The organism is Pseudomonas sp. ML2-2023-6 (genome assembly GCF_037055265.1).
Classification (GTDB): Bacteria; Pseudomonadota; Gammaproteobacteria; order Pseudomonadales; family Pseudomonadaceae; genus Aquipseudomonas; species Aquipseudomonas kulmbachensis.
The window spans coordinates 3,005,332-3,027,752 of the sequence record NZ_CP146347.1 but is presented as its reverse complement, the minus strand read 5'-3'; the positions used below and the strand labels follow the sequence as shown (position 1 = coordinate 3,027,752).

Sequence of the window (22,421 nt, the reverse complement as noted above, 5' to 3'; positions counted from 1 at the left end):
CACGGCAACCCGTGCCCGCTTGAGCGAGCGGGTTGCCAGCCCCTTTGAAAACGGATTCTGTTATGCGCTTGTTTCACACTTCCGACTGGCACCTGGGGCAAAACCTCCATGGCCAGGAACGCGACTTCGAACACGCCTGCTTTTTGACATGGTTATTGGCCCAGTTGGCCAGCGAGCAACCTGACGTGCTGCTGATTGCCGGTGATATCTTCGACACCGTCAACCCACCCGTCAAAGCCCAGGAACGGCTCTACGACTTTATCGTCAGCGCCCATGAGCAACAGCCAAAACTGACCATCGTGATGATTGCCGGCAACCACGACTCCGGCTCGCGTATCGAACTGCCCGCGCCCTTGATGCGCCGTTTGCGCACCCATGCATTGGGCCGGGTGCTGTGGCTCGACGACGGCCAGCTCGACGCCGAACGCCTGCTGATTCCCTTGCCCGATGCCAGTGGCGAAATCGCCGCCTGGTGCCTGGCGCTGCCCTTCCTTAGGCCCGCCGAAGTCACCGGCGCGCATCTTGGCGATGACTATTTGCGTGGTATCGGTCAGGTCCATGAATGGCTGATCGAAGCGGCCAACACCAAACGCAAGCCGGGCCAGGCCCTGATCGCCATCAGCCACGCCCATATGGCTGGCGGCTCGATCTCGGAAGATTCCGAACGCAGCCTGATCATCGGCAATGCCGAGGCCCTGCCCGCCAGCCTGTTTGGCCCCAGCATCAGCTATGTCGCCCTCGGCCATTTGCACAAACCGCAACGGGTCAATAACGAAGAGCGGATCCGCTACTGCGGCTCGCCAATCCCGTTGTCCTTCTCGGAGATCGGCTATCAGCACCAGATCCTCGACGTCACACTCAAAGGCGAAACCCTGGTCAGCGTTGAAACGCGCCTGATCCCGCGAGCAGTGAACCTGCAACGCATCGGCCCGTTACCCCTGGCTGAAATCCTCGCGCAGCTTGCTGAGCTGCCGGATATCGATTTGCTGGCCGATATCCAGCGCCAGCCCTGGCTCGAAGTGCGGGTAAAACTCGACGAACCACAGCCCGATCTGCGCCAGCAGATCGAAACTGCGCTGCAAGGCAAGTCCGTGCGCCTGGTCCGCATTGCTGCCGAATATGCCGGTAGCGGCGGCCGCAACGGCGATGACGACGCCACGCGCCTGATCGAACTCGACCAACTGACGCCCCAGGAACTGTTCAGCCGCGCCTGGCAAGAAAACTACGGCAGTGAAGCCGATGAACAGACTCTCAAGGACTTTGCCGTGTTGCTGCAAGAAGTTCAGTTGGAAGGTGAACAACCATGAAAATCCTCGCCATTCGCCTGAAAAACCTCGCCTCGCTGGCCGGGCCCTTTGAGCTGGACTTCACCGCCGAGCCGCTGGCCAGTGCCGGGTTGTTTGCCATCACCGGGCCCACCGGCGCCGGTAAAAGCACTCTGCTCGATGCTCTGTGCCTGGCGCTGTTTGGTGCTGTGCCACGGCTGAACAATACCGGGCGCGATGCCAAGGTGCCGGATGCCGACGGCGAAATCGCCACCGGCGACCCGCGCACTCTGCTGCGCCGTGGTACTGGCGACGGCTATGCCGAAGTCGATTTTGTCGGCATTGACGGGCGCCGTTACCGCGCCCGCTGGGAAGCCAACCGCGCCCGCGAAAAGGCCACCGGCAAGCTGCAAGCCAGTCGCCAGAGCCTGCGCGATCTGGACAGCGACCAACTGCTGGCCAGTCAGAAAGGCGATTACAAAGTCCAGTTGGAAGCACGACTGGGGCTCAACTTCGAGCAATTCACCCGCGCCGTGATGCTGGCCCAAAGCGAGTTCAGCGCCTTTCTCAAGGCCGATGACAACGAGCGCAGCGAGCTGCTGGAAAAACTCACCGATACCGCGCTTTACACCCGCCTGGGCAAGCGTGCATTCGACAAGGCCAAAGAAGCCAAGGACGCGCACAAGCAACTGCAGGACCAGGCCGTCGGCGTCACCCCCCTTGAGCCGCAAGCCCGCGTCGAACTGGACCAGCGCTTCAACGAGGCGCAGCAGCAGCTAAAAGACCAGCAAGGCCAGCTCAAGCAACTTGAACTGCAACACACCTGGCTCAAAACCCTGAGCGACCTGCAAGAGCAACGCCACAGCGCTGCAGAACAACTGCAACAGGCCCAAACCCTGTGGGACAGCCAGACCGAACAGCGCCAGACCCTGCATCTGCTGGAGCAACTGGCGCCACAACGTCATCAATTTGCCCGATTGGCCGAACTGAATGCTCAGCTAAGCCCGTTGACCGAGCAAATTCGTGCCCATCTGCAGCAGCAAACCGAGCTGGGCCAGGCTCAGACCCGACTTGAAGCAGAACTGCAAAGCGCGCAACTGGCGGCAACCCAGGCGCAAACCCACCAACGCGAATGCGCGCCACGGGTCCAACAGGCGCATCTGGAACAGGCCAACCTCAATCGCCTGACCCAGGCCCTGCACACCCAGCAATCTCTGCAACAGCAGGCCGAGCTGGCTTGCAGTCAAGGGCAGCAGGCACTCAACACCCTGCTCGAGCGTCAGCAACAAGGCACCGAACGCCTGGCGCAGATTGCCTCCCAACTCGAGCACAGCAACCAACTGGCGCCACTGGCCAGCGCCTGGGACGCCTATCGCCCAAGGCTGCAGCAGTTGGTGCGCCTGAGCAATAATCTCAGCACCGGGCGCAAGGAATTACCCGGCCTTGAGCAGCGAGCCCAGCAGGCCACGCAACAACTGAGCGAGCTGCGCAACAGCCTTGAAATCCTGTTCCAGGAAGCCGGGGCCGAGCCCCATGCGGTCAACGAACAAATCCACACCCTGGGCAGCCTGCTTAAGGACAACCGCCTGCAACAGCGCGCCTTCGAAGACTTGCAGCGCTTGTGCAGCAGCCAGCAGGTGCTCGATAGCCGCCTGCAAGAGCTGCAACTCAAGCAACACAGCGTGCAACAGGAACGCGACCGCCTGAGCCAGCAAGGCATACAGACCAAGGCCGACCTTGAAGTGGCCGAGCAAACCTTGCAGGTCACCCGCCAATTGCTGGAACGCCAGCGCCTGGCCCGCAGCGCCAGCGTCGAAGAACTGCGCGGGCAGTTGCAGGATGACCAGCCCTGCCCGGTGTGTGGCAGCGCCGAGCATCCGTATCATCAGCCCGAAGCCTTGCTGCAAAGCCTGACCCGCCACGATGAAGAGGAAGAAGCCAGCGCCCGGGCAGTGGTCGACGGGCTCAAGGAAACCCTCGCCCAACTGCGCGAAAAGGTCGGCGGTCTGATCGCCCAGCAGAAAGAATTTCTGCTTCAGCAAGAACGAATCCATCAAGAGCAGCAGGCCCTTGCCCCGAGCCTTCAAGCGCATCCGCTGCATGAGCAATGGCTGGCCCAGGACCCGGCCAAGCGTGAACCCTGGCTGACCCTGCGCCTGAATCAGTTGCAGCACAGCATCACCCAGGACGAACAGCGCCAAAACGTGTTACTCGCCCTGCAAAAAGAAGCTGCCCACCTGCAACAGCAAGTGCAGCGCTGTACCGAAGCCAGCCAGCTCGCGACCCAGCAACTGGCAGAACAGCAATTGCACCTGAATGCCGACAGCCAGCGCCTCGAGGATGAACTTAACGAGTTTGCCAGCGTACTGACGCCAGCAATTCTCGACGCATTGCGCGATAACGCCGCCACCTGTTTTATGGCCCTCGACCAGCAAGTGGCTGATCGTGTGGCGCAACTCGATCAGCAGCGCGACGAACAAGCCGAACAGGCGGAACGGGCGAGCAGCATCGAGCGTGAGCAGTATCAGCAAGCCAGTCGCAGCAAGGAACTGCACAGCCTGCAGCACAGTGTCAGTGAACTGAGCGAGCAGCAACAGGCAAGCCAGCATAGCCTCAAGCAGTTGTTGGGCGACTACAGCAGCGCCGAACAGTGGCAGCAAACGCTGGAGCAGGCCGTCGAACAGACCCGCAGCGCCCAGACCCTGGCCGAGCAAACCGTGCAGGCCACCGCTAACCAGTTGCTGCAGCTCGCAGCCGAACTCAAGTCCGAACAGGAACGCCAGCAGGCCTTGCAACAGGAACACGGCAACCTCAGCGCCCTGCTCGCACAGTGGCGTGCGCAACATGGCGAACTGGATGACCGTCGCTTGCAGCAGTTACTCGGGTATGACGACGCACAGGTGCGCGAACTGCGCCAGCAACTGCAAAACAGCGAAAAAGCCGTCGAACAAACCCGCGTGCTCCTGCAAGAACGCGAGCAGCGTCTGGCCCAACATCAGGCGCAAGCCAATGGCAATCTGGATGCCGAGGCACTCAGCCGCGCACTTGATGAACTGCACGCACAACTGGCGGCCAGCGAACAGCAATGCGCCGAATTGCGCGCTCAGCAAAGTGAAGACCAACGTCGTCAGCAGGCCAATCAGGCCTTGGCCCAGCGCATCGCCCAAGCCTATGAAGAATGGCAGCGCTGGGCGCGACTCAGCGAACTGATCGGTTCGGGGACGGGGGACAAGTTCCGCAAAATCGCCCAGGCCTACAATCTCGACCTGCTGGTGCATCACGCCAACGCGCAACTGCGCCAACTGGTGCGCCGTTATCGCCTCAAGCGCGGCGGTAGCATGCTCGGCCTGCTGGTGATGGACACCGAAATGGGCGACGAACTGCGCTCGGTGCATTCGTTATCCGGCGGTGAAACCTTCCTGGTATCGCTGGCCCTGGCCCTGGGTTTGGCCTCGATGGCCTCCAGCACCCTGAAAATCGAATCGTTGTTTATCGACGAAGGCTTTGGCAGCCTCGATCCCGAATCGCTGCAACTGGCGATGGACGCATTGGACGGTTTACAAGCCCAGGGGCGCAAGGTGGGGGTGATCTCCCACGTTCAGGAAATGCACGAACGCATCCCCGTACAGATCCAGGTACGACGCCAAGGCAACGGTTTGAGTACCGTGGAGGTGAAATGAGCGAACACCTGCTGTATTCCTTCCGCCGCTGCCCCTACGCCATGCGTGCGCGCATGGCCTTGCGCTACAGCGGCGTGCCGCTGTCGATTGTCGAGGTCAGCCTTAAAGCCAAACCGGCCGAAATGCTCGCGGCCTCGCCCAAGGGTACGGTGCCGGTACTGGTGTGTGCCGATGGCCGAGTGATAGAGCAAAGCCTGGACATCATGCACTGGGCGCTGGCCCAGCATGACCCGGACAACTGGTTGCAGGCGAGTGGCGCGCACCTGATCGAAGACAATGACCGCAGGTTCAAGGTGCTGCTGGACCGCTACAAATACGCCATCCGCTACCCGGAATATCCAATGGAATATTACCGGGCGCAGGGTGCCGAGTTTTTGCAGCGGCTCGAAGACGTGTTGACGCACACCCCATACCTGGCCGGGCCCGCATTGAGCTTGGCGGATGTGGCCCTGGCACCTTTTGTGCGCCAGTTCGCCCATGTGGATCGCGAATGGTTTGCGCAGGCACCCTTTCCGCACTTGAATGCCTGGCTGGAACGGTTTTTAGCTTCAGAGTTGTTTACCTCAGTGATGGCTAAAAACACCACCTGTAGATACTCAGTTCCAGGTCAAGCCCCCTGTGGGAGCGAGCCTGCTCGCGAATGATCACTTCGCGAGCAGGCTCGCTCCCACGCTTGAAGTATCTCTGTAGCCGCTGACGAGGTACGAGGCTGCGAATACAGGACTTCACGCTTAATCCTTGCCTTTGAGCATGCTCTCCAGTACCCCATCCCGACGCACCCAACCATGGAACAGCGCCGCCGCCAAGTGCACCAGTACGGTAAAAAACAGCAAATACGCCAAGAACGTATGTGCCTTGCGCAAGACGGCAAAGGTGCTCGGGTTGGCCGGCAATATGGCCGGCAACTGCAATGAACTGCTCAACATCACCGGATCGCCCGCTGCCGATATCATCGCCCACCCCACCAGCGGCAACACAAACATCAAGACATACAGCAACACATGAGACAGCTTGGCCGCCAGCGCCTGAACCGCGGGCAAGTCAGCTGGCAACGGCGGTTGCCGGGTGGCAAAGCGCACAAACAGACGCACCACCACCAACAGCAAAATGGCGATGCCCAACGGCTTGTGCAGATTGAGCAGCCATTCATGGCGCTCGGACACCGAAGCCGCCATACCCGCGCCAATAAACAGCATGGCAATAATCATCAGTGCCATCAGCCAGTGCAGCAGGCGCGCCAAAGGGGCGAAATGCGAGGTGGGTGCGCTCATGGACGGGACTCCTGGGGCAGTTGATCAACTTCACTGGTACGTCGCACATAGGAACTGGCATAGGCCGCCGAACGTGCCGCCAGCAAGGGGTCATCCGAGCCTTCGATGCCACTGGGCAAAATCAGCGGATCGTAGTTGATATCGCGGCACTCACCGGTGTTCTGCGCTTCGGCTTTTTCCAGCACCAGCGTGCCTGCATTCACCACTTTGCGCCCTGCAGGCCAGGTTTTGCTGGCATCCGCCGTGGGGTCGCCCGCTTCGGCCAGGGTCAGGTTGAGCTGCCATTTCAAGGGCCCGGCAGCCAGGCGCTTGGCCAGGTCCTGTTCAAGATAATCGGCATCGTTTGGCGCCGTAGCGCCTGCTGCGTCCTGCCCTAGCGGGATCACCCCCCAGCGCACGGCCTGACGCTGCCCGGCAGCGTTGACCAGATAGAACGCATTGATCCCGTTATAGCTTTCGGTGGCATAGCTGGCCGAAGGTTTCGCGGTTTTGACCCACTGCAAAAACGCCGCTGTTTCGGGATGCGCCGCAAAAAAAATCGGCATCGCACCGGGCGCGGGCTTGCCCGTGGCCGGATCTGGCGCACCGGCTTGCAGCATCTGATAGAACGCCTCGGGCGTACCGACCGGGAACACCGGCATGCTGTTCATCCCCGTTCGCCATTGCTGACCATTGGCTTGGGTGAAGCGCAGCGCAAAACTGCGGATCGGCACACTACTGTCGGGGGCATACGGGTTGCCGCTGGGCAAGGCAAAACGCCCCACCACCGGAGTACGCCCAGCACCGAACACCTGGGCCGTAGACAACGCATGGGCATCACCGCTGCCCTGAAAATAACCCACGACGCACATGCCCTTGGCATGATTGCGCCTGTAGCCGGGGTGTACGCCGTTGTTGTGCTCCAGTGCATTGATAAAGCTTTTGGGCCGCAGGCGCTGCGAGTCCAGAGTGCCGTTGACGTAATAAAACCCGCCGAGGATAACGGCCACTACGCCGCCAATGCCTGCCAGACGCAGCATCACACTGGCAGGACTCAACGGCGTTTTGGCGGGCCTTGCAGGCGGCAATTGATCAACCATAAATAACTCCGGGGCCACGGGCCGTCAGGTAGATAGCCTATGAGACGCAGGCCACCGAGGCTTATTCCCGCAGACGACGTTTTATTTTTTTGACTGTTTTTTTCAAGCCACGGGGAATAACGTCTGATCCCGGGCGTCTTTATGGCACCCACCCAGTCAATTGGCCCCTCCATGACCTCATTTGATGAGCAACTGCGCGAACTCATCCCGCGCCTGCGACGATTTGCATTGTCGTTGACCCGTCATGCCAGCAATGCCGACGACCTGGTGCAAACCTGTCTGGAACGGGCGCTGGGCAGTGTTGCCGGCAAGCGCCCCGAAGGCGATTTGCGGGCCTGGCTGTTCACCATCCTGTATCGCCAGTTTGTCGACAACCATCGGCGTTCCCGACGTTATGCGCGCATGCTCGAATTTTTTACCGGCCGTGATGACACCCAGCCGTCAACCGAACGCACCGTGCTTGCCCAATCAACCCTCGAAGCTTTCGAACAACTGAACCCCGAGCAACGCGCCTTACTGCTGTGGGTATCGGTCGAAGGTTTGAGCTACAAGGAAGTCGCCGAAATACTCGACGTACCCATTGGCACCGTCATGTCGCGCCTGTCCAGGGCGCGCAACGCCTTGCGCCAACTCAGTGAGGGCGAAATCAACCGCCCGGCCCTGCGGAGACTCAAATGATCACCACACCACCCAGTGAGCGCGATCTGCACGCTTACGTCGACCACGCGCTCAGCGATGCAGAACGCCAGCAGGTTGAGCACTACTTGCTGGCCAACCCGCACATCGCCGCGCAGGTACAGGCCTGGCAACGCGACGCTCAAGCCTTGCGCACCGCACTGCATCAAAGCTTGCTGCAACCTGCCAACCCGAACCTCGATCCGGTCGCCATTCGCCAGCGCCAGCACCGCCAAGCCCGGCGCCAATGGGCCAGTGCGGCGGTGCTGCTGATTGCAGTGGGCATTGGTGGCTTGGGTGGCTGGCAGGCCAGGCTTTTGACCCAGGCCAGCAATGTGCTGCCCATGAGTGACGCCCTCGCCGCCCATCGCATGTTTGCTGAACAGGGATTTCTGCCGGCCGACTATAAGGTCCAGCAAAGCAGTGATATGCAGGGTTGGATTGACCGCTATTTTAGTCACGCTGAACGCTTGCCGGATCTGACTGGCGCGGGTTTTAAACCCGTCAGTTGTCGCCTGCTTACCACCGACCAGGGCGGCGCCGCGATGGTGTTGTACGAAGATCAGCAAGGGCGGCAGATCAGCTTCTATATCCGCCCGCCTGGCCCACAAAACAGTTTGCTGCCAAGGGGCAATCGACGGGATGGGGAATTACAGACCCAATACTGGTCTGGCCCCGGCTACAACTACGCGATGGTCGGCCCGGCTGACGCGCCGACAGCAAAGTTGCTGGATACGGTGGGGCTGTAAAGAAACACACAAAACCCGTAGCAGCTGCCGAAGGAACGAGGCTGCGTCCGATTGCGAAGCGATTGTAAAACCTGAGCCCTCGGTTTAGCTGGGATACCGCAAGCTCAGGTTTTACGACGGCTTCGCCGCCGAACGCAGCCTCGTTCCTTCGGCAGCTGCTACGAGGCTTTCGTATTTTTCAGGAGTGGGTTTTGTGATCCAGCGCAGCATAGAAGTTGGCGCTTTGTTGCAGATATTTTTGGGTATAGGCCGAAGACTTTTTGTCGCTGACCACGGTCGTAGCGCTGGCAGGCAGGGCCACGGTGGCGGAGATGGCGGAAGCCGCAATAACGGAAAAAAGATTCAAGTTCATGGCACTAACCCTCGACGATTCAGTTGGCTTGCTTGCCTTTTCAGGCCGTGAAACCAACTTAACGCCAAGGGTTGTCGCGTAGAAATTCATTGCAGCACTAGCGTCTATCAGTACGATTGATACAGGGCTGCACGCCCTTGAATTAAGGGCGGTTGATAAACTTCAGGTCAGACGGTGCATCCATTGCCAGGGTTTGCACGGTCTTGCCCAGCTTGCCGGTTTTGACGTCGCGCTCCAGCACCACGATGGCATTGCTCATCTGGTTGGCGATCAACAGGAACTTGCCATTGGGGCTCAAGGCAAACTCTCGCGGGTGGTCGCCTTCCACCGAGCGGCGCTGGATCTCAGTCAACTGGCCATTGCCCGGGTTAATCGCAAACACCAGGATTTCATTGGCCTTGCCACGGTTGCTGACGTACAAAAACTTGCCGTCTGACGAAGCATGCACGGCACCGGCCGCACGATTTTGCGCGGGCATGCCGTGGGCCAGGTCCAGCGCCTGACGCTGCTTGAGTTGACCATTGGCATAGTCGAACACAAACACCTGCGCACTCATTTCTGTGGTCAGGTAGGCGTGCTTGCCGTCTTTGGAAAACAGCAGATGACGCGGCCCGCTGCCTGCCGGCAATTCAATAAACGCCGGGGCTGCGGCTACCAGCGGATGCTCGGGATTGGCGGCCGGGTCATAGCGATAAACAAAAATCTTGTCTGCCCCCAGATCACTGGCGTAAACAAACTTGCCGTCGGGCGAGGACACCACCGAATGCACATGGGCAGACATCTGCCGCTCGGGGTTGACCCGGCTTGCCGGATGACTGCTCATCTGCGTCACGGGTTGCAGTTGGCCCTGGGCATTGATCGGCAACACCGCCAGGCTACCGCCCGGGTCGGCGTGCACGCCGTAGTTGGCGACAAACAGGTAACGCTGGTCATGGCTCAAGCTGGAATGGGTCGGCTCTTCACCCAGGGTGCTGACCTGATTGACCAGGATCAGCTCGTTGGTCTGGGGGTCGATAGCCAGACTGCTGGCACGGCCGACAACATCGGCCTGGCCCTGACCGTTTTCATTGACTACAAACAGACGCTGTTGATCATCGGACAAGGTCAGCCAGGAAGGGTTGGCCGCTTTGAACACTTGCAGCGGCTCAGGCGTGATACGCCCTTTTTCGCTGTCAAATTGCAGTCGGTAAATACCCTCGCTGGAGCCCTGAGTATAGGAGCCAACCAGCAACTCGACTTCCTGGCTCGACGCGGCCTGAGCCGACATCGCGCCTACGCTCAGCGCCATCAGCACTGGCAGACTCTTAAACTTCATCAGCAACCTCGGCTTCATCGTCATCATTATTTGCACTCAAGGCGCTGAGGCAAACCAGACGGTGTTCACCGGAATCGCCAACGAGTGTCCAGCTTTGCAGGGTGTCGTCAAAAACGCTGGCGTCGATCTGCTCAAGGGTGAACTTCCAGCGTTTTTCGGCACGACCGTCCATGCACTTGATGAGCAATTGCACATCATCCAGAGAAAAGTCCCAGGCATGCAGCCCGTCAATGACCAGCATATCGCTGGTTTCAAGGGCTGCGCGCAAGGTCTGGTTTGAATCGCTCATTCATCAATCACCTGTAGGAAAGGCGTAATGATAGGTCAAATAAGCGATGCAACCCATAACCGTGACAAGTGATTGCACGGTGATGGGTGCGCTCTGCCCTGCGTTTAGTTTATTGACTGATCAATACCGGCCTTTTCAGCCAAGCGCACGGTCAGTAAACTGGCCATCCACCAAGCGCTGAATCCCTAGCGGGTTGGCGTTTTTCAAGGCCTCGGGCAGCAGGCTGTCGGGGTAGTTCTGCAAGCACACCGGGCGCAGAAAACGGTCAATCGCCAAGGTGCCCACCGAGGTGCCACGGGCATCGGAGGTGGCCGGATACGGGCCGCCATGCACCATCGAATCACAAACCTCGACGCCCGTCGGATAACCATTCAGCAAAATGCGCCCGACTTTCTGCTCCAGCAGCCCGGTCAACTCACTGAACTGTGCGAAGTCCGCCTCTTCACCGATCAGGGTGGCAGTAAGTTGACCACGCAAACCGTTGAGCGCGGCATTGAGCTGGGCTTGGTCCGCCACCTCAATCACCACCGTCGTCGGCCCGAAGACCTCTTCCTGCAACACCTCATCCCCTTCCAGCAGCAGGCTGACATCCGCCTTGAACAGCTGCGGTTGGGCCTGATTGCCCAGCTGCGCCTGACCCGCCACATGCGCAATGCGCTCATGCTTGAGCAATGCGTTCAAACCTTTGCCATAGCTGCGCAGAGTCCCGGCGTTGAGCATGGTCTGTGCCGGTTGCTCGCTGATTTGCGCGGCCAGTTGTTGAATAAATGCGCTGAAAGCTGCCGAACGTATACCGACCACCAACCCCGGATTGGTACAGAACTGCCCGCAGCCTTGCACCACCGAAGCGGCCAGTTCACGGGCAATGTTGGCACTGCGCACGGCCAGCGCCTGGGGCAGGATAATCACCGGGTTGATGCTCGACATCTCGGCAAACACCGGAATCGGCTGTGGCCGCGCCGCGGCCATATCACACAGGGCACGCCCACCGTGCAGCGAACCGGTGAAGCCCACCGCCTGAATAGCCGGATGCTTGACCAGTGCTTCGCCCACCCCCGAGCCATAAATCATGTTGAATACACCAGCGGGCATGCCCGTACGCTCGGCAGCGCGAAGCAATGCATCAGCTACCAGCTCAGCGGTTGCCATATGCCCGCTATGGGCCTTGAACACCACCGGGCAACCGGCCGCCAGTGCCGAGGCGGTATCGCCACCGGCCGTTGAAAATGCCAACGGAAAGTTACTCGCGCCAAATACCGCCACCGGCCCCAGACCAATGCGGTACTGGCGCAAGTCAGGGCGAGGCAATGGCGTGCGATCCGGCAACGCCCGATCAATCCGTGCCGCATAAAAATCGCCCCGGCGCAGCACTTTGGCGAACAGGCGCATCTGTGCGCTGGTACGTCCGCGCTCGCCCTGAATGCGACCTGCAGGCAATGCTGTTTCGCGGCACACAATGGCGACAAAGTCATCGCCCAACGCATCCAGTTCATCGGCGATGGCGTCGAGAAATTCGCCGCGGCGCTCGGCGCTCAAGGCGCGAAAGGTCGGGTACGCACTGGCGGCAGCTTTGGCTGCGCGGTCGACTTCGCTGGGAGTGGCCTGGTAAAAATCCGCAGCCAGGTTCTCACCGCTAGTCGCATCGACACTCTTGACGATGATGCTGCCTTCGGCGCTGCGCTGGCCGCCGATATAGTTGTGACCGAGTATCTGAGTCATGCCGAGGTTTCCTTTAAAGAGTGCCAATGGTGCCTGGTTCAAACACCGCACCAACCGGGGCGATACCGTTGATTAATGGCGCGCCGAATTCGGTCTGGCTGATTTCAAAATGGTCACCGGGCTGCGTGCGAACGCCGTCGGCAAACGACAAGGTAGCGGTGCCAAAAAAGTGGATATGCACATCGCCCGGGCGCAAGAACTGGCTGTATTTGAAGTGGTGATATTCGAGGTTTTCCAGGCTGTGGCACATGTTGGCTTCGCCGCTGAGAAACTCGCTCTCCCACAGCACCTTGCCATCGCGCACGATGCGGCTGCTGCCAGCCAGATGCTGCGGCAACTCGCCAACCCGCAGTTCCGGGCCGAATGAGCAACTGCGCAGTTTGGAATGGGCCAGGTACAGGTAGTTTTTGCGCTCCATCACATGGTCGGAAAACTCATTACCCACGGCGAAGCCCAAACGGTAAGGCTTACCATCATGACCAATCACATACAGGCCACCGATTTCCGGTTCTTCACCGGCATCCTCGGCAAACGGTGGCAACGGGAATGCCGCACCGGGGCGCACGACAATGCTGCCATCGCCCTTGTAAAACCATTCCGGTTGCACGCCCGCTTGCCCGGTTGCAGGTTTGCCGCCCTCCACGCCCCATTTGAACATGCGCATGGTGTCGGTCAGGGTGGCTTCGTCACCCGCCTGTTGATGCATTTTGTCCCGCGCCGAAGCGCTACCCAGATGGGTCAGGCCGGTGCCGCTGATCAGCATATGCGCCGGGTCAGGGTGATCCAGTGGCGGCAGAATGCGCAACTCGGCCAACAGCGCCGGGTAGTCGTGGGTGGTGCCCAACCCCTGTAAATCGACTTGCTGGGCCAGGCTCTTGCCCGCTTCAATCGCCGCCAGTGCCAGATCCCGCACACTGGTTGCATCCTGTACTTCACGTACCAGCACGCCATCCACCAGACCAACGCGGCGCTCACCGTTGTTCAATTCAAACTGTACCAAACGCATATTGAGTCTCCTTAAAGATGAGTGGCCGAGCGAGCACTGGCCGCGAATTCATTCGGTTTGAGCACATGCTTGCGCTCAAGCACGCGATACACCACAAAGGTCAGGAACAGTCCGAACACCATCACTGCCGACAAAAAGTACAAGCCCGAAGCCAGGTTGCCGGTGTACTCCTTGAGCGCGCCGATCACGAACGGACCGATATAACCGCCCAGGTTGCCCACCGAGTTGATCAAGGCAATCCCGGCCGCCGCGCTGGCACCAGCAAAAAAGCGCCCCGGCAAGGTCCAGAAAATGGCGGTACAGGAGAACAACGAGAATGCCACCAGGCACAAGGCTGCCAGTTGCAGCACTGGCACCGTCAGCCAGGCACTTAAAAACAGCCCGATCGCGCCCACCACATATAACGCCGCCAAATGGCCGTAGCGGTCATTCAGACGGTCGGAACTGCGCGGGATAATCAACAGGCCGATGATGCCAAAGATGTACGGCACCGAAGACACAAACCCGGTGGTCAGATCGCTGCCGCCAAACTGCTTGATCAGCGTCGGCAGCCACAGGCCCAGACCGTAAATGCTTAGGGTGACTGGCAGATAAAACAGCGCCAGCAGCAGCACGCGCTTGTCTTTCAAGGCATGCAGCGGGTTGCCGTGACGAGTCTGGCCGTAGGCTTGCAGGTCTTTTTCCAACTCACCTACCAGCCAGTCTTTCTCGCCCTGGCTCATCCACTTGACCTGTTGCGGGCCGTCCGGCAGATAACGCAGCACCGGCCAGGTCAGCAAGATGGCAGGCAGGCCGATCACGATAAACAACCACTGCCAGCCGTGCAGGCCAAGCACCCCGTCCATGCCCAGCAGGCCACCGGACACAGGCCCGGTGATCATCATGGCGATAGGTTGCGAGAGGATAAACAGCCCCAGAATCTTGCCGCGATGGCGCACCGGGAACCATTGGGTGATGTAGTACAGAACCCCTGGAAAGAACCCTGCTTCGGCCACACCGAGTAAAAAGCGCATCACATAGAAGCTGTGCGGTCCCTGTACGAACGCCATGCCTATGGTGATGGCGCCCCAGGTAATCATGATCCGGGCAAACCAGCGTCGGGCGCCGAAGCGCTCAAGCATCAGGTTGCTGGGGATCTCCATCAGAAAGTAACCGATAAAGAACAGCCCCGCGCCCAAGCCGTAAGCCGCGTCACCAATGCCCAGGTCTGCGCCCATATGCAGCTTGGCAAAGCCCACCGCAGAGCGGTCCACATAGGCAATCAGATAGAGCAGGATCAGAAACGGAATGAGTTTTAGCGTAATGCGACGAATAAGCCCGAGTTCCTGGCTCATGAGACGGTCTCCCATTGTTTTTGTTATGGCACCTCTGGAGTGGCCTCAGGCGTGAAACGCCAGGATCAGCTCTCAGTTGCATCGACTATATAGTAATACTATTTACCCAACAACTCTTCACCAGCGACTATATATGGGTTATGTTGCATCAATAAAAACCAATTAGTCATACAATAAGAGATGTCCGCCATGTCTGATAAAACCCCTCCACTGCGTTCGGCCCAATGGTTTGGCAGCGCGGATAAAAACGGCTTTATGTACCGCAGCTGGATGAAGAATCAGGGCATCCCCGACCATCAGTTTCAGGGCAAGCCAATCATCGGCATCTGCAATACCTGGTCGGAACTGACCCCGTGCAACGCGCACTTTCGAACCATCGCTGAACACGTCAAACGCGGCGTGATCGAGGCTGGCGGCTGGCCAGTGGAGTTCCCGGTGTTCTCCAACGGCGAATCCAACCTGCGCCCTACCGCCATGCTCACCCGCAACCTGGCGAGCATGGATGTGGAAGAAGCGATCCGGGGCAACCCGATTGACGGCGTGGTGCTGTTGACCGGCTGCGACAAAACCACCCCGGCCCTGCTGATGGGCGCGGCCAGCTGTGACGTGCCCGCCATCGTGGTCACCGGCGGGCCGATGCTTAACGGCAAGCACAAGGGCAAGGATATCGGCGCCGGGACCATCGTCTGGCAAATGCACGAATCCTATAAAGCGGGGAATATCAGCCTCGACGAATTCCTCTCGGCTGAAGCCGGCATGTCGCGCTCCGCAGGCACCTGCAACACCATGGGCACGGCATCGACCATGGCCTGCATGGCCGAAGCGCTGGGTACTTCGCTACCGCATAACGCGGCGATTCCGGCGGTGGATTCGCGTCGCTATGTACTGGCCCACATGTCCGGCATGCGGGCCGTGGAGATGGTGCGCGAAGACCTGCGCCTGTCCAAGGTGCTGACCAAGGAAGCTTTTGAAAACGCGATCCGGGTCAACGCCGCCATCGGTGGTTCGACCAACGCGGTGATTCACCTGAAAGCCATCGCCGGGCGCATCGGTGTAGATCTGGAGCTGGACGACTGGACCCGCATCGGCCGTGGCACCCCTACCCTGGTGGACTTGCAGCCATCGGGACGTTTTCTGATGGAAGAGTTCTACTATGCGGGCGGCCTGCCTGCGGTATTGCGCCGCCTAGGCGAAAACAACCTGATTCCGCATCCGGACGCCTTGACCGTCAACGGCAAAAGCCTATGGGAAAACGTCAAGAACTCGCCGATTTATGGCGACGACGAAGTGATCCGCGCCATTGAAAACCCTTTGGTGGCGGACGGCGGTATTTGCGTATTGCGCGGCAACCTGGCGCCATTGGGCGCGGTACTCAAGCCTTCGGCTGCGACCCCGGCGCTGATGAAACATCGCGGGCAAGCCGTGGTGTTTGAAAACTTCGACATGTACAAAGCGCGGATCAACGACCCGGAGCTGGAGGTCACGGCGGATTCAATTCTGGTGATGAAAAACTGTGGGCCCAAGGGTTATCCGGGTATGGCTGAGGTTGGCAACATGGGCCTGCCGGCCAAACTGCTGGCCCAGGGCGTGACCGATATGGTACGTATTTCGGACGCTCGGATGAGCGGCACCGCGTACGGCACCGTGGTGTTGCACGTAGCGCCGGAAGCGGCTGCGGGCGGACCGTTGGCTGCCGTACAGGAAGGTGACTGGATTGAACTGGACTGCGCCAGCGGGCGCTTGCATCTGGATATCAGCGATGCAGAACTGGCAGCGCGCCTGGCCGATATAGAACCGCCGCAAAAATTGCTGATAGGCGGTTATCGTCAACTGTATATCGACCATGTGATGCAGGCCGACCAGGGCTGCGACTTTGACTTTCTGGTGGGTTGCCGGGGATCAGAAGTACCGCGTCATTCCCATTGATCGCAGCCGCGGTACCGGATTCAACTGGCACACCATAGCGTCTGATTTCACGACGACTTCGTCGCCGAACGCAGCCTCGCCGGGGCTCGACAGCGGCTACATTCTTGTAGCCGCTGTCGAGTGGAACGAGGCTGCGTTCGGCTGCGCAGCCGCAAACCCTCTCTGCAAATCCTCAATCAACGCTCCCACGTCCTCAAGCCCTATATGCAACCGCAGCACCGGGTTCAATGCCCGGTCTTGCGCACTCTCGCGGTCCTTGAGGTCGCCCTTGATCACCAGGCTTTCATAACCCCCCCACGACGCACCCAGCCCAAATAACTGCAACGCATCGATAAAACGCTCGACGTAACGCTCATCAACATCACCCAGCTCAAACGAAAGCAGACCGTTGCTCCCGGTAAAATCCCGCCTCCACAAGGCATGGCCAGGATGCTCGGGCAACGCCGGATGGAAAACCTGTTTCACCTGTGGTTGCGCCTGTAGCCAGCGGGCGATTTGCAGTGCCTGGCGCTCATGCACCTCCAGCCGCGGCGCCAGGGTACGGGCGCCACGCAGTACCAGATAAGCGTCATCCGGGCTGACGGTGGTGCCGCAGGTGTCACTCATCGACATCAGCGGTCGCCAGGCCGATTGCAGGGTACACACGCTGCCCATCATCACGTCGCTATGCCCGCACAGGTATTTGGTCAGAGCCATGATCGAAATATCAGCCCCCAACACCAGCGGCCGATACAAATAACCCGACCCCCAGGTGTTGTCCACGGCCAGCAGGATGCCCCTTGGCTTGCACAGCGCGGCGATGGCTGGCAGGTCGCTGAGTTCGTACAACAACGAACCGGGTACTTCGATGTAGACCATTCTGGTATTGGCTTGCAGCTTGCCATGCAGGTCGTGACCGTCAGGCGCGAAGTAGCTGACCTCGATACCAAACGGCGCCAACAGCTCCAGCGCCAGATGCCGCACGGGGGCGTATACCGCGTCGGTAATCAGCACATGATCGCCGGGACGCAGGTAGGCCAAAAAGGTCTGCGCGATGGCGGCCAGACCGGTGCCGAACAGCCGGGTGCGATAGCCTCCCTCAAGCTCGGTGACCAAATCTTCCAGGGCGAAGGCCGTGGGGTTGCCCCTGGCGCCGTAGCTCAGGACGCGCTCGCTGTCGCGTCGGTTACGGGCGTCGCGCATCTGCGCCATGCTGTCGAACAGCACCGTGCTCACCCGTGTAACCGGCACATTGACCGCTCGACCGCCCGGGCCTTTTTCGGTACGCGCCGCATGTACCAACCGGGTACGTACACCGCTCTGCTGCGCCGGGAGCAGTTTAAAACCGGCAATCTCGGCGGCACTCATCTGCGCCAGCAAACCGGTTTCCCAGGCCAGATACTGACGCGCGGCGTCCTTGTTGCCCGCATGGCGGTCATGGGTGAAGAACAGAAAGTCGATGCACTGCGCATCAGGCAGTGTGCCGGTATCAGCATGCAGACTAAAACCGGCGGCGCGCCAGGCATCGACGCCACCGTCCAGCAGTCGCACCTGCTGACGCTGTGCATCCGGTAACTGCTGAACCGCCAATGCCGCCAGACGCGGCTCATCCGCGATCACCACCAACGGACGCGGCTCAGCTACCAGCAGCGGGCGGGTCGACCAGCGCGAACCGGCAATATGCGCTTTGCGCCAGGCCATGCTCGGACGCAGGTCAATCAGCGCTACTGCGTCATTCTTCAAGGCTTGGGCCAAAGCCTGCGGGCAGATCAATGGCAAGGCCTGCACGATGGGCGCATCCAGCACAGGCAGCACCAGGCCGCTGTTCACCCCACCTGTCAGCACATAAGCCTCATGCCCCAACTGCCGCAACCAACTGGCGACGACAGGTGCGCGGATGCCATCGCTATCGACCAGCACCACCCGCGCCTGACGCACGCCGATATACAAATCGGTGGACTGGATCAACTGCCCGCCCGGTGTGTGTTGCGCACCCGGCAAGCTGCCTGCCGCGAACTCCTCGGCGGTACGCACATCGCACACAAACAGGCTACGCCCGACGTCTGCGACCCACTGTTCAACCTGCGCTGCATTAACGCTGAGCACCCCGGCCCGTTGCGCCAGTTGCTCTGCTGCCAATCGCTGTTCAGGCAAGCGCTGCGCTGATACGGCATCGGTATAACGACGGCTACTGCCGTGCTCAAGTTCAAGGTCTTGCAGAAACCAGCCCTGAGTGCCGTTTTCCAGAGCGTAGATCGGGTTTTTAAGGCCCAGATTGATCAACGTCTGGGCGCCGATGATGCTGCGGGTTCGGCCGGCGCAATTGACCACGATCGGCGTGCTGTCGTCCGGCACCAGATCATGCACCCGATAGCCCAGCTCACCGTTCGGACAGCAGATCGAACCGGGGATGGTCATTTTGCGGTATTCATCGAACGGGCGACCGTCGAGCACCACCAGCGGCGCACCGCCAGCTTGCCAGCGGGCCAGTTCCTGGGCGCTGATATGCGGCGTATGGCTGGTTTCTTCCACCCGTTCGCCAAAGGCCTTGGACGGCACATGCACCCCGGCGAACAGTTGCAGCCCGGCGGCCTGCCAGCCATCGGCGCCACCGTCGAGAATGTGCACCTGCGCATAACCCAGCGCCAGCAAACGCCCCGCGGCAGCGGCGGCCACAGCGCCGCCGTTTTGATCGTAGATCACCAGCCGTACCTGAAGATTGGGCGCCAACCGCCGCGCCTCCAGCTCAAGGCGGCTATAGGGCAGATTAACCCCGTAAAACAGATGAGCTTCGCCATACTGGCCGTGTTCGCGCACGTCAAACAGGGCAATTTCATGCCCGTCGAACAACCACTGCTGCAACTGCCCCGGTGTGAGGGTCTGGCTCATAAATGTCCCGTCTGAAAAATTGAATTATTGACCGTGGTCGGTGTTCAGTAGGCCTTGATCGACGGGGCCATTTGCGAGGCGTTGTAATTGAGAATCCGCCCTTGGGCATCGACGCCATAACGTCCGTTCAGGGACTCCAGCGGCAGGCCGTAAAGATGGAAATGCAAGGTCGCCTGCTCGCCCTCGACCTTGATCCCGTGCAGGTCATCACCCAGAAACGAGATCGAAGTGCCGGGCTGCACGATCACTTCACGCTCCAGATGCAGAGAGGTGAAGCCCGGCTCGTGCCCCTCATCGCTGCGCCAGTAGACGTAGTTTATTTCCTGGCCTTCAACAGCACTGATAATGGCCCAGGTTTCATGGTTGTGCGCCAGCGTGCTTTTGCCCGGCAACAGCGAGTTCAGGTACAGCGTCGGGGTGTCGCCATCGTCATTGAGGCGGTAGCGAAACGCGGTGCTGCCCTGCCCCGGCACGGGTGCCGGGAAATGCTCGAAATTGAACAGGTCACGGCGCTCGGCCAGGTCTTCGAGCAAGGTGACGATGTGTTCCAACGCCTCGCGGTCTACGCCGCGCTGGTTGATAAGGCGGATTTTCTGCAGGAAATCCTCGATGACGACAGCACGGTTATCGGTACTCATAAAGTAGCTCCTCGGTGTTACACGGACAGGCTGTAGCGGCTCAGATTAGTCAACAGATACGGGTCGCTGACGATTGGCCCACGCCGCGCCGGTTCACCCAGGGCGTGACGTAGAAACTCCCGGGTGCGCTCGTTGGCAGGGTGTTCAAAAATCTGTTCGGCGCTGCCGTGCTCGACAATCACGCCATTTTCAGTGAAGTACACGACGTCGCTGATTTCCTCGGCAAAGCGCATTTCATGGGTCACCAGCACACAAGTCATGCCCTCCTGCGTCAGTTCGCGAATCACCGTCAGCACTTCGCCGACGGTCTCGGGGTCAAGGGCTGAGGTGACCTCATCGAACAAGATCAGTTGCGGGCGCATCGTTAACGCCCGGGCAATCGCCACCCGTTGCTGCTGGCCGCCGGACAATTGCCCCGGATACGCATCGACCTTGTGCTCCATGCGCACCTTGGCCAGAAGGGCCCGGGCGTCTTTCTCAGCATCGATACGGTTACGCCCCAGCGCCTTACGCGGCGCAATCATCAGGTTTTGCAGCACCGATAAGTGCGGGAAGAGGTTGTACTGCTGGAACACAAAGCCCACGCGTTTGCGCAACTCAATGCGCTGGGCCTCGCGGGTCAGGGCGTCAACCCGCGTGTCGGCAACCCGGATCTGCCCACGCTGGGGCTGCAACAAGCCGGTGATGCAGCGCAGGATCGTCGACTTGCCCGAGCCCGAAGGACCAATGATCGACACCGCCTGACCTGGATAGACATCAAGATTGATTCCTTTGAGCACCGGGTTACCGGCAAATGCCAGGTGTACATCACGCAGGCTGACCAGAGGCTCGACGACGGATTCAATAGAAGGCATAACGTCGCTCCAGGCGTTGGGTCAGTCGGGAAATCGGATAGCAATACGCAAAGAACAGCACCAGCAGACTCAGGTAAACCAGTACGGTAAACCCGGTCAGGTTGACGGTATTGCTGGCAATTTGTGCGGTGTCGATCACGTCATGTACGCCCACCAGCGACGCCAGCGCCGTACCCATGGTGACGACCGCGTAGAGGTTCATCCACGGCGCCAGCATGCGTTTCAGGCATTGCGGCATAATGATCGAGACAGCAATCTGCCAGCGACTGAAAGCCAGTGAGCGTGCGGCCTCCCACTGTGTACCGGGGATCGAGGCAACAGCCCCGCGCAGGATCTCAGCCACATTGGCGCTCGCCGGCAATGCCAGGCCGATAGTGACCTTGACCCAGTCCGGGAACGGGATGTAAGCGCTGCCAACATGGATTTCGAACGGAAACACATAGGTCGTGAAGTAAATCAGCACTAGCCAGGGCGCATTGCGAAAAACTTGCACCCAGAGCCGCGCAGGCAAGCGCAGCAAACGCCACGGCGATAACGCCAGCATCCCCACCAGTAAGCCCAGCACTGTCCCCAGGCCGATGGCCAGCAGGCTGATCAGAATATTTTGGCCAAAGCCTGCGATCAGCGCGGGCGACCATTGCAGCAAGGCCATGCACACCGACTCAATGGCCATAACCGGGCATCCTCAGGCGCGCTTCAAGGTAGCGCCCCACGCAGTTGACGATAAAGCTCAGCAACCCATAAAAGCCCAGCAACAGAATCATCAGCTCCAGCACGTTATCGCTCTGGGTCCAGATCATGATCGCCGAATAGGTGATGTCCCCCACCGCAATGGCAGAGGCCACAGCTGTCATCTTCACCAGATCGATCAGGTTGTTGATCAACGACGGCAAGGCAAAGCGCAGGGCCAGCGGCAGTTGCACGTTCCACAGCAACTGGCGGTTGCTGAAGGCCAGCGATCTGGCGGCCTCGAGGGTCACGGCCGGCACCGCCTCGATACCGGCGCGCAAGGCTTCTGCATGGAACGCTCCTTTGTGCAGCGAAATCACGATTACCACCCAGGCAAAGGGCGTCAGCGGGTTGGCCGTGCCTACGGCCTGATTGAGCAGCATGTTCAGCACCAAAAAGGCGCAGTACAACTGCACCAGCGTCGGGGTATTGCGCGTGACTTCAATAAACACCCGTGCCGGGACTGCCAGCACGCGCTTGCCCGAGGTCAACAACGCCGCCAGCCCCAACCCCGTCAGCAAGCTGCCGATGATGGTCAGCAGGCACAGCCACAACGTGGTCAGCGCCCCCTGCGCCAAGGTTGAGCGCGGGTATGCATCCAGCAGAAAACCGTAGTTGAGGCCTAGGCTGGAAGCCCAGTGGACGAAAAACTCTAACCAGTGATTCACGATT

19 protein-coding genes are annotated in these 22,421 nt (G+C 59.9%); 6 read left to right on the top strand and 13 right to left on the bottom strand.

Translation table 11 applies throughout. The features are described 5' to 3' along the window. Positions 1-62: 62 nt before the first annotated feature. The 3 genes from V6L79_RS13925 to V6L79_RS13915 are packed head-to-tail and all read left to right on the top strand — an operon-like array spanning position 63 to position 5,589. Positions 63-1,307, top strand: coding sequence for an exonuclease SbcCD subunit D C-terminal domain-containing protein (locus V6L79_RS13925; protein WP_338578988.1), 1,245 nt, complete (start codon positions 63-65; stop codon positions 1,305-1,307). Continuing rightward, positions 1,304-4,945, top strand: a complete 3,642-nt coding sequence (locus tag V6L79_RS13920) for an SbcC/MukB-like Walker B domain-containing protein (protein WP_338578987.1) — start codon at positions 1,304-1,306, stop codon at positions 4,943-4,945. The genes V6L79_RS13925 and V6L79_RS13920 overlap by 4 nt, the downstream gene beginning before the upstream one ends. After that, entirely contained in the window at positions 4,942-5,589 is a 648-nt protein-coding gene (locus tag V6L79_RS13915; protein WP_338578986.1) for a glutathione S-transferase, read from the top strand. The genes V6L79_RS13920 and V6L79_RS13915 overlap by 4 nt, the downstream gene beginning before the upstream one ends. An 87-nt stretch (positions 5,590-5,676) precedes the next feature. Here V6L79_RS13915 and V6L79_RS13910 read toward each other — a convergent pair whose 3' ends face one another. Together V6L79_RS13910 and V6L79_RS13905 are read right to left on the bottom strand one after the other, a co-directional pair. Continuing rightward, positions 5,677-6,216: a cytochrome b gene (locus tag V6L79_RS13910; RefSeq protein ID WP_338578985.1), complete on the bottom strand. Its 540-nt coding sequence runs from the start codon at positions 6,214-6,216 to the stop codon at positions 5,677-5,679. Beyond that, positions 6,213-7,295, bottom strand: coding sequence for a catalase family peroxidase (locus tag V6L79_RS13905; protein WP_338578984.1), 1,083 nt, complete (start codon positions 7,293-7,295; stop codon positions 6,213-6,215). Before V6L79_RS13905 ends, V6L79_RS13910 begins: the two co-directional genes overlap by 4 nt. Positions 7,296-7,466: 171 nt before the next feature. On the opposite strand from V6L79_RS13905, the gene V6L79_RS13900 reads away from it, so the two are divergent. Both V6L79_RS13900 and V6L79_RS13895 read left to right on the top strand, forming a co-directional pair. Beyond that, positions 7,467-7,973 carry an RNA polymerase sigma factor gene (locus V6L79_RS13900; RefSeq protein WP_261742046.1) on the top strand — a complete coding sequence of 169 codons (507 nt, stop codon included), beginning with the start codon at positions 7,467-7,469 and terminating at the stop codon, positions 7,971-7,973. Then, positions 7,970-8,719: an anti-sigma factor gene (locus V6L79_RS13895; RefSeq protein WP_321837741.1), complete on the top strand. Its 750-nt coding sequence runs from the start codon at positions 7,970-7,972 to the stop codon at positions 8,717-8,719. The genes V6L79_RS13900 and V6L79_RS13895 overlap by 4 nt, the downstream gene beginning before the upstream one ends. Positions 8,720-8,897: 178 nt before the next feature. Here V6L79_RS13895 and V6L79_RS13890 read toward each other — a convergent pair whose 3' ends face one another. The 6 genes from V6L79_RS13890 to V6L79_RS13865 all read right to left on the bottom strand — a co-directional run bounded on the left by V6L79_RS13890 (position 8,898) and on the right by V6L79_RS13865 (position 14,734). Further along, positions 8,898-9,071, bottom strand: a complete 174-nt coding sequence (locus V6L79_RS13890; RefSeq protein ID WP_321837740.1) for a hypothetical protein — start codon at positions 9,069-9,071, stop codon at positions 8,898-8,900. Positions 9,072-9,213: 142 nt separating this feature from the next. Then, a complete protein-coding gene (locus tag V6L79_RS13885; protein ID WP_338578983.1) occupies positions 9,214-10,386 on the bottom strand; it encodes a lactonase family protein in 1,173 nt (390 codons plus the stop codon). Then, the gene (locus tag V6L79_RS13880) at positions 10,376-10,675 is read right to left on the bottom strand and encodes a DUF5629 family protein (RefSeq protein WP_261742042.1); all 300 of its coding nucleotides are present in this window, start codon (positions 10,673-10,675) and stop codon (positions 10,376-10,378) included. Before V6L79_RS13880 ends, V6L79_RS13885 begins: the two co-directional genes overlap by 11 nt. A gap of 135 nt (positions 10,676-10,810) precedes the next feature. Beyond that, on the bottom strand, positions 10,811-12,334 hold the full coding sequence (locus V6L79_RS13875; protein WP_395247871.1) for an aldehyde dehydrogenase (NADP(+)): 1,524 nt from the start codon (positions 12,332-12,334) through the stop codon (positions 10,811-10,813). Positions 12,335-12,407: 73 nt separating this feature from the next. Further along, positions 12,408-13,400, bottom strand: a complete 993-nt coding sequence (araD1, locus tag V6L79_RS13870; RefSeq protein WP_338578981.1) for an AraD1 family protein — start codon at positions 13,398-13,400, stop codon at positions 12,408-12,410. Between the two features lie 11 nt (positions 13,401-13,411). Continuing rightward, positions 13,412-14,734: an MFS transporter gene (locus V6L79_RS13865; RefSeq protein WP_261742039.1), complete on the bottom strand. Its 1,323-nt coding sequence runs from the start codon at positions 14,732-14,734 to the stop codon at positions 13,412-13,414. A gap of 189 nt (positions 14,735-14,923) precedes the next feature. Between V6L79_RS13865 and V6L79_RS13860 the strand changes: the two genes are divergently transcribed. Then, entirely contained in the window at positions 14,924-16,660 is a 1,737-nt protein-coding gene (locus V6L79_RS13860; RefSeq protein ID WP_261742038.1) for an IlvD/Edd family dehydratase, read from the top strand. A gap of 96 nt (positions 16,661-16,756) precedes the next feature. On the opposite strand, the gene metC is transcribed toward V6L79_RS13860, so the two are convergent. From metC to V6L79_RS13835, 5 genes are read right to left on the bottom strand one after another with little or no spacing between them, the layout of a single operon-like run. Further along, a complete protein-coding gene (gene metC, locus V6L79_RS13855; protein ID WP_338578980.1) occupies positions 16,757-19,528 on the bottom strand; it encodes a cystathionine beta-lyase in 2,772 nt (923 codons plus the stop codon). Between the two features lie 44 nt (positions 19,529-19,572). Next, on the bottom strand, positions 19,573-20,166 hold the full coding sequence (locus V6L79_RS13850; RefSeq protein ID WP_338578978.1) for a cysteine dioxygenase: 594 nt from the start codon (positions 20,164-20,166) through the stop codon (positions 19,573-19,575). A 17-nt stretch (positions 20,167-20,183) separates the two neighbouring features. Further along, positions 20,184-21,020 (bottom strand): amino acid ABC transporter ATP-binding protein, encoded by an 837-nt coding sequence (locus tag V6L79_RS13845; RefSeq protein ID WP_338578977.1) that lies wholly within the window; start codon positions 21,018-21,020, stop codon positions 20,184-20,186. Further along, the gene (locus V6L79_RS13840; RefSeq protein ID WP_261742034.1) at positions 21,007-21,693 is read right to left on the bottom strand and encodes an amino acid ABC transporter permease; all 687 of its coding nucleotides are present in this window, start codon (positions 21,691-21,693) and stop codon (positions 21,007-21,009) included. The genes V6L79_RS13845 and V6L79_RS13840 overlap by 14 nt, the downstream gene beginning before the upstream one ends. Then, entirely contained in the window at positions 21,683-22,417 is a 735-nt protein-coding gene (locus V6L79_RS13835) for an amino acid ABC transporter permease (RefSeq protein ID WP_338578976.1), read from the bottom strand. Before V6L79_RS13835 ends, V6L79_RS13840 begins: the two co-directional genes overlap by 11 nt. Between the last annotated feature and the right edge of the window lie 4 nt (positions 22,418-22,421).